At 73.2% G+C, this 7,013-nt stretch carries 8 protein-coding genes and 1 pseudogene; 5 read left to right on the top strand and 4 right to left on the bottom strand.

The features are described 5' to 3' along the window. A partial coding sequence (locus ACYVE9_RS11535; RefSeq protein WP_461027695.1) for a tetratricopeptide repeat protein occupies positions 1-1,165 on the top strand: 1,165 nt, incomplete at its 5' end. A gap of 125 nt (positions 1,166-1,290) precedes the next feature. Here the strand turns inward: ACYVE9_RS11535 and ACYVE9_RS11530 are convergent. Together ACYVE9_RS11530 and ACYVE9_RS11525 are read right to left on the bottom strand one after the other, a co-directional pair. Further along, positions 1,291-2,277, bottom strand: coding sequence for a S1 RNA-binding domain-containing protein (locus tag ACYVE9_RS11530; protein WP_461027694.1), 987 nt, complete (start codon positions 2,275-2,277; stop codon positions 1,291-1,293). Between the two features lie 71 nt (positions 2,278-2,348). Then, positions 2,349-2,756, bottom strand: coding sequence for a cupin domain-containing protein (locus tag ACYVE9_RS11525; RefSeq protein ID WP_461027693.1), 408 nt, complete (start codon positions 2,754-2,756; stop codon positions 2,349-2,351). Positions 2,757-2,910: 154 nt separating this feature from the next. Here ACYVE9_RS11525 and nsrR point away from each other — a divergent pair, with 154 nt between their 5' ends. Both nsrR and ACYVE9_RS11515 read left to right on the top strand, forming a co-directional pair. Further along, entirely contained in the window at positions 2,911-3,354 is a 444-nt protein-coding gene (gene nsrR, locus ACYVE9_RS11520) for a nitric oxide-sensing transcriptional repressor NsrR (protein ID WP_461027692.1), read from the top strand. A gap of 63 nt (positions 3,355-3,417) precedes the next feature. Further along, positions 3,418-3,656: pseudogene (locus tag ACYVE9_RS11515) on the top strand (hemin transporter); the annotation flags it as partial. 158 nt (positions 3,657-3,814) lie between these two features. Here the strand turns inward: ACYVE9_RS11515 and ACYVE9_RS11510 are convergent. Continuing rightward, the gene (locus tag ACYVE9_RS11510; protein ID WP_461027691.1) at positions 3,815-4,543 is read right to left on the bottom strand and encodes a leucine-rich repeat domain-containing protein; all 729 of its coding nucleotides are present in this window, start codon (positions 4,541-4,543) and stop codon (positions 3,815-3,817) included. A gap of 11 nt (positions 4,544-4,554) precedes the next feature. Between ACYVE9_RS11510 and ACYVE9_RS11505 the strand changes: the two genes are divergently transcribed. Together ACYVE9_RS11505 and ACYVE9_RS11500 are read left to right on the top strand one after the other, a co-directional pair. Next, positions 4,555-4,956, top strand: a complete 402-nt coding sequence (locus ACYVE9_RS11505) for an ACT domain-containing protein (protein ID WP_461027690.1) — start codon at positions 4,555-4,557, stop codon at positions 4,954-4,956. Between the two features lie 21 nt (positions 4,957-4,977). Then, positions 4,978-5,475, top strand: a complete 498-nt coding sequence (locus ACYVE9_RS11500; RefSeq protein WP_461027689.1) for a hypothetical protein — start codon at positions 4,978-4,980, stop codon at positions 5,473-5,475. 50 nt (positions 5,476-5,525) lie between these two features. On the opposite strand, the gene ACYVE9_RS11495 is transcribed toward ACYVE9_RS11500, so the two are convergent. Further along, a partial coding sequence (locus ACYVE9_RS11495; protein ID WP_461027688.1) for an N-acetylmuramoyl-L-alanine amidase occupies positions 5,526-7,013 on the bottom strand: 1,488 nt, incomplete at its 5' end.

Here is a 7,013-nt window from a genome sequence, read left to right as displayed (position 1 = left end):
GACCGGCCGGCTGACCCGGCCCGCCGCCGGGCCGACGGCGTCCGGTCCGGTGCCGCCCGAACAGCTCCGGGGGCTGGCCGAACGGCACGAACGGGCCCTGGAACTTGGGCGTTCGGGACGCTGGACGGAGGCGGCCGAGCTGCATCGGGCGGTTGCCGCCGAGCGGCGCAGACTGCTCGGCGCCGACCACCCGGACACCCTCACCAGCCGCTGGGAGAACGGCTTCGCCCTGGCGCGGCTGGACCGGCCGGAGGAGGCGCTGCGGGAGCTGGAGCACGTCGCCGTCGGCCGGCTGCGCGTGCTGGGCGGTGACCACCCCGACACCCTGACGGCCCGCCAGGAGTGCGCTCTCGCGTTGGGACGCCTGGGCAGGCACGCCGAGGCCCATCAGGAGTACGCAGCGGTGCTGGCGGTCCGCGAGGCGGCCTCGGGCCCGGAGCATCCCGAGACGTTGCGCTGCCGGCACGACCTGGCGGTCAACCTGGGCCGCCTCGGGCGGGTGGAGGAGGCGCACCGGGCCACGTCCGAGGTGGCTGCCGCGAGGGCCGCGGTACTCGGCCCGGAACACCCCGAGACGCTCGCCAGCCGCCACGAACGGGGTTGCGCGCTCGGGCGGTTGGGGCGCTGGGCGGAGGCGCTCGACGTCTGCCGCCAGGTTGCCGAGGCGCGCAGCCGGGTGCTCGGTCCCGCGCACCCCGACACACTGGCGGCCCGTTACGAGACGGGCGTCGGGCTCGGCCGGCTCGGCCGCAGCGACGAGGCGCTGGAACTGTACCGGGAGTTGGTCCTGGTGCGCACCCGCACACTGGGGCCCGACGCCTCGGAGACGCTGCGGGCCCGGCACGGTTACGGCGTCAACCTGGTCCGACTGGGGCGGTGGGAGGAGGCGCTGGACGAGGCGGCCGACGTCTGCGCGATCCGGGAGCGGGTGCTGGGGCCCGAGCATCCCGACACGCTGGTCAGCCGCCGGGAGACGGCCGTCGCGCTCGGCTGGTTGGGGCGCCGGCACGACGCTCTTGAGGTGTACCGGCAGGTGACCAGGGCCAGGGAGCGTGTCCTGGGACCCGGCCACCCGGACTCCCTCACCAGCCGCGGCGACGAGGCGCACTGCCTGGAGCAGCTGCGGCTGACGGCCGGGGCCGTGGACCTCCACCGTCAGCTGTGACGGCCACCCGCAGGTGCGACGGCGCCCGACGGCGGCGGCCAGCGCCGGAGACGGCCAGCGCCGGAAGGCGGCGCCCCACTGCGGCGGGCCGCGGTACCGCTTCGTCCGGCAGCCGGCCGGGCACGTCAGACGGCTCCGGGACCTGGCACGGTACGCCGGATTCCGCCCGCTCCACGGGTGGCGCCCAACCGCACCCGACGGCGCTGAAGGTCGACCTCGGTGACCTTCACCGTGATCAGCTCGCCTTCAGCGACGAGCTGATCCGGGGTCCCGTCCGATGCGTCAGTCAGCTCCGAGAGGTGAAGGAGCCCCACGACGTCGGGAGCAAGCCGCACGAACACACCGAAGGGAACGATTCTGATGATCGGCCCGGTGAGAACGCGGCCGACCTGATCCGCGAATCGGATGAGTGGGTCCTCCAGCAGAGCCTTCAGCGAGAGCACGACCTGTCCGGAGCGCGTCTCGGTGGTGATCACCTCGGCGGTGATCCGCCGGCCGGCTTCGACTGCCTCGGAGGGGTGGTTGATCCAGCCCCACGTCAGGTCCGGCACGCGGATGAAGCCGGTGCGGAGCCCGTTCGGTTCGCCGTCGAGGTGAACGAAGACCCCGAAGTGGTGAACCTCGGCGACCGTCCCAGCGACGACCTGCCCTTCGTCGAGCGAGAGGAGGAAGGACCGCAGGGCCGGAATCTCACACGCCCTGGCGGAGAGGTGGAGCTCACCTTCGCGCCAGCGGCCGATCTCCTCGGCGTCGATCTCCTGGCCGACCTCGAACAGCTCGGAGGGATGCTCAACGCGACGCATCGACGCCTCATGCCCGGGAATCCGGCCGACCCCGGCTTTCTCCCCTCCGGCGTCTACGAGCTGCACCAGGACGTCCGCCCCGTCGAACCCGGTGACCTTCACCGTTCTCACCGCCCCCGGCCGGAGCTGGTCGGTCAAGGACGGCAGGCTGGGGTCAGGGACCGGCTCGGACATGCAGGGGAGCCTAGTCGGCAACGGTGGGACGGCTTCCGACTCCCGTGACCAGATCCCGACCAGCGGGTCAGGGCTCAGACGGCCGCCTGACCGGTTCGACGCCGGCGGTCGTGCGACGTCGTCGTCCGAGGACACCGGCGGCCACCGGCCAGGCATTCGGAGCCGGGGCCGTTGGGCGGCGCGACGGCCGCCCGCCCGGCGTCAGGTCAACTGCCGGCGTCCGAGGGCCGGATGCGCATGCCGGGTCGACGTGTGTGGACGGTGAGGTACGACAGGCCGAGCTCACCCGCGACGAGGCCGCGGGTGGAGCCGTGCGGCAACCAGGCCAGACTGCCCTGCCGCAGCGCCCGGGGACCCTCTGCTGACAGCAGGGTGCCGTCCCCCGCGACGACCAGCAGGAGCACGTCGAGATCGGGCTCGCAGTGGGTGTCGACCCGCCGGGCCGGCGGGATGTGGACGACGTTCGCGTCGAGTTGCCGTCCGGGCTCCGAGAGCCGCCACAGCGCGCCTGCCGGCGCCGGATCGAGCTCCGCGAGCGAGGAGGTGTCGCACACGACCCGGGCGGCGGGGGTGCCACCCGACGGGCCGTGGGAGCCGCTGTTCCGCGTTGTCATCAGTAACCACCGTTCGGTGTGCGTGGTCAACCGCGGGTGCGCGGGCCCGGAAGAGGGCCGACGTCCGTACGCGGCCCCGTCCGTGACGCACTCCACACGGGCGCGGGGCTTTTCGAATAGGAATCTAGCATGCGTATTTGTTAGCGTCCGGGCTGTGCGGCTGACGAAGTTCACCGACCTGGCGCTGCGTTCCGTGATGCGCCTCGCGGTCTCCGGGGATGACGAGCCTCTGACCACGCGTGAGGTGGCAGAGGCGATGAACGTGCCCTACACGCACGTGGCGAAGGCGATCACGCGCCTCCAGCGCATGGGTGTGGTCGACGCCAGGCGGGGTCGCGGTGGGGGGTTGACGCTCACCGGTCTCGGCCGGCGCGCCTCGGTCGGCTGGCTGGTGCGCGAACTCGAGGGTGAGGGTGAGGTCGTCGCCTGCGAGGACGATCCGCCGTGCCCGCTGCGCGACTCCTGCCGGCTGCGGCGGGCGCTGCGGGACGCCCAGGAGGCGTTCTACGCGACGCTCGACCCGCTGCACGTCGCCGACCTCGTGGCCTCACCCGCCGGACCGGTACTGGTCGGGCTGATCGGTCGTCCCTCGCAGTGACCCACTCGTGCACGCGAGCGGACCAACCGTCCCGTTGAACACGAAGATGGAATACCAATCCGTCCCACCCCGCCCTCCCGCCCGGGCCAGTACGTCAGCGGGTCGAACCAGCCGACGGCGCCCGGCAGATCCGCCAGTACAGCCTCTCCGCCGCGCCCGGCCACCCGCACTGGCGGATCACCGCCAGGCGGGTCCGCGACGGGGAGAACCCGGACCGCGAGGTCTCGTCCTGACTGCACGACCACACCCGGCCGGGCGACACACTCACCGTGTCCGCGCCCCTCGGCGACCTCCTCCTGCCGCCACGGCGTTCCGGCACCGGCGATCCGCTACGAGGTCTTCGGCCCCGACCTGTGGCTGGCTGACCGGTAGCGGAACCCCCCTCGGGGCGGAGGTACCCCCGCCCGCCCGGGCCCGCTCGCGGCCTGCCCGCGCCCGCTCGCGGGCGCGCCGAACGCACTCACCGCAGCACCACGGCACCCTTCCCGACCAGGGCCTCCACCACGGCCTCCACCTCGGGCGTCGGGGTGAGCGGATTCCAGCGCAGGTCGAGCTTCTCCAGCGCCGGGAGGTCCGGCAACCACGCCGGCAGCGTGCGCAGCGCGTTGCCGCGCAGGTCCACCCGGCGCAGCAGCGGCAGCCCGCGCAGCACGCCCGGCACCTCCGCCAACCGGTTGTCCCGCATCTCCAGCAGCCGCAGCTCACGCAGGGCCCCGACCCGCCCGGGCAGACCGGTCAGCCGGTTGCCGCCCAGCCACAACTCCCGCAGCGCCGGCAGTGCACCGACGCCCTCGGGTAGGCCCGCGAGCCCGCAACGCTGTGCCCGTAGCTCCACCAGACCCCGCATCCGGCCGATGCCCGCGGGGAGCTCCGCCAGCGGGTTGTCGCCGACGTTGAGGTAGGGCAGCGCGGTCAGCCGGGACAGCTCGTCGGGCAGCCCGCGCAACCGGTTGTCGTGCAGGTAGAGGCAGCGGTCCAGCCCGGTCAGCTCACCGAGTCGCGATGGCAGCTCCGACAGGAGGTTGTGTCCCAGGTCCAGGGTGTGCAGCCGGCTCAGTGAACCGATCCGGTCCGGCACGGAGACGAGCCGGTTGTCCGCGAGAATCAGCGCCCGCAGGCCGCTGTGGCGCCAGACCTCCTCGGGCACGCGGTCCAGCCCGGCCTGCCACAGATTCAGCGTGTCCGTCATAGGCTGTGATCATGGCAGGCGAACGTGATCTCAGGAAGCTGCTCAGCGGGATGCGGCCCGATCTCCACCCCGGGGCCTACGTCTTCGTCACGCTGCCCGGCGGTGAGCAGCCCGACGGGGTGAGTCCGGTGGTGACCGTCACCGAGGCCGAGGGGCTCACCCTGGTGCTGCGGCGCGAGGAAGCGGACGCCGCCGGGCTGCCCTACACCTTCACGGCGGGCTGGATCACCCTGCGGGTGCACTCGGCGCTGGAGGCGGTGGGGTTGACCGCGGCGGTGGCGACCGCACTCGCGGAGGCCGGCCTGAGCTGCAACGTGGTCGCCGGATTCCACCACGACCACCTGTTCGTCCCCTACGACCGGGCCTCCGTGGCCGTCGCCGTTCTGGAGGACCTGGCGGGTCGAACGGGCTGACGTTCCGCGTACCATGGCGGCATGTCCTTCCTCCGCCGCCGCAGTGCCGCCACGCCCGCCGGGCCGGACTTCGACGTCCTCGCGATGGACCCCGGCGACTGGCCCGGGAACCTCGGAGCCGGCCTGCTGCCCGCCCCCGACGGCAGCTGCCAGGGAGTGTTCCTGCGCTACGACCTCTTCGGCGGTCGTGGTCCCGCGATGGTCATCGGCAACCTGCCGGAGGGATCACCGGCCCGTGACACCGCCGATGGCGAGGTGCCCTTCGAGGTCGCACAGCTGCTGGCCGCGCTGGAGAACGACGAGCCCGTCACCGTCACCGGCAGCGAGGACAGCCCCGTCATGCACGACGGGAACCTGCTCATCGTGCGGCGCGTCAAGTGCTCCGAAAGCAGGATCTCCTGCGTGCAGTTCGACCGCAGCGACGGCGTGCTCGTGACGATCGCCAGCTGGGACCGGCCGATCACGGACGACCTCTACCAGCTGCTGAAGCCGCTGCCGGCCGAGTTGTTCCAGCAGTAGAAGCGCGGGCCGGTGCGGCGTGGTCGGCAGCCGGGCCCACTCAGCCGGCTCTACGGCACCACCCGGACGTCGGCGGCCCTGACGTAGGCGACGCGGTGGCCCAGCTGGATCTGGTGGTACCGCTCGCCCCGCACCACCGTGTGTTCGGCCGGGTCGAAGGTCCGCGCGGAGAGGTACTCGGACCGCGTCGTCAGTCCCAGGACGTAGCTCTGGCCCGCCCGCAGACGGTAGGGCAGCGGCGCGAGCTCCTGTTTCGGCACCCCCGCCGGGTAGTCGCCCGGCTGCGGGTACGCCCGCCCGTACACCGGCACCTCGTCCCGCCCTGCCGCCGCCGTCACCAGGCGGCCCGCGGCCGGCACGGCGGTCGGCCGGTCCGGCGGGTTGTGGAACCACGCCTTCGTGCCGAGGTACCAGATGGCCGTCCACGACCCGCGTCGCTCGGCCACCGCGTACTGCTGTCCGGTCGAGGCCCGGGCGCCGATGTCGTTGACACCCGCCGTCGACGGACTGCCGTCCGGCCGCAGACCGGCGTCGCGCACCAGCGGCGCGTCGCTGTCGGGGGCCGTGTGCAGCCTGACCGCCGACGAGCCGTGCGCCGGGCAGCGCGCGGAGGTCCCGTCGCAGCGGGTGTAGACAGGCCGGTGGGTGGCGTAGTCGGGGCGGATCGTCACGACGCCCGCCTCGGCCGGTTCCGCCGCTTCGGCGTCCGTCGGCGCGGAGTCGAAGGGGGCGCCCAGCAGCTCGAAGTAGTGCCGCCAGTCCCAGTACGGGCCGGGGTCGGTGTGCATGCCGCGGACGGCCGCCGGGGTGCCGCCGGGCACGTTGTCGTGCCCGATGACGTGCTGCCGGTCCAGCGGCACGTCGTAGCGCTTCGCCAGGTAGCGCACCAGCCGGGCCGACGCCCGGTACATCGCCTCGGTGTACCAGGCGTCGGGTGCGGTGAGGAACCCCTCGTGCTCCAGGCCGACGGACTTGCTGTTGACGTACCAGTTGCCGGCGTGCCACGCCACGTCCTTGGTCGGCACGTGCTGCGCGACATGGCCGTCGGACGATCTGAGCGTGTAGTGCCACGAGACCGAGCGGGGATCGCGCACCATGCTCAGCGCACCCTCCCAGTAGCCCTCCACGTCGTGCACCACCAGGTACTCGATCCGCTGCGAGGCGGGCCGGTCGCTGCGGTCGTGGTTGCCGTAGTCGGCGCTGCCGTCCGCCGCCTGGAACTCCGCGTAGGGCGCCGGAACCGACTCGCACGACACGTCCGGCGGGCATTCCACCCCCTGCCGTGACCCGCCCGGGGGGAGACGCAGCAGCTCCGGTCCGCTCCGGTCGGGCCGCAGCCCGGGACGTGCCGGAAGCACCACGTGCTGCCCGGCGTCCGTGGTGCGGCGCCGGCCGGAGCCCAACACGTCGAAGACCTCGTCGGCGAAGAACGCCGCCGCCCGGCGGTTGTCCCCACCCGGATAGCGGGCGACGGCGGCGTACCAGTCGGCCGGGTCCGCGCTCGCCGGCAGCCCCAGCCGGCGCTGGTGGTCGGCGAG

The sequence above is a fragment of the Streptomyces sparsus genome, assembly GCF_054776295.1.
This window is presented reverse-complemented; position numbering and strand designations above follow the sequence as displayed.

Excerpts from the sequence above, each read along its gene's own strand:
- ACYVE9_RS11525 (WP_461027693.1), bottom strand. The coding sequence starts at position 2,756 with ATGACAACGCGGAACAGCGGCTCCCACGGCCCGTCGGGTGGCACCCCC.
- ACYVE9_RS11510 (WP_461027691.1), bottom strand. The coding sequence starts at position 4,543 with ATGACGGACACGCTGAATCTGTGGCAGGCCGGGCTGGACCGCGTGCCC.
- ACYVE9_RS11505 (WP_461027690.1), top strand. The coding sequence starts at position 4,555 with ATGGCAGGCGAACGTGATCTCAGGAAGCTGCTCAGCGGGATGCGGCCC.
- ACYVE9_RS11500 (WP_461027689.1), top strand. The coding sequence starts at position 4,978 with ATGTCCTTCCTCCGCCGCCGCAGTGCCGCCACGCCCGCCGGGCCGGAC.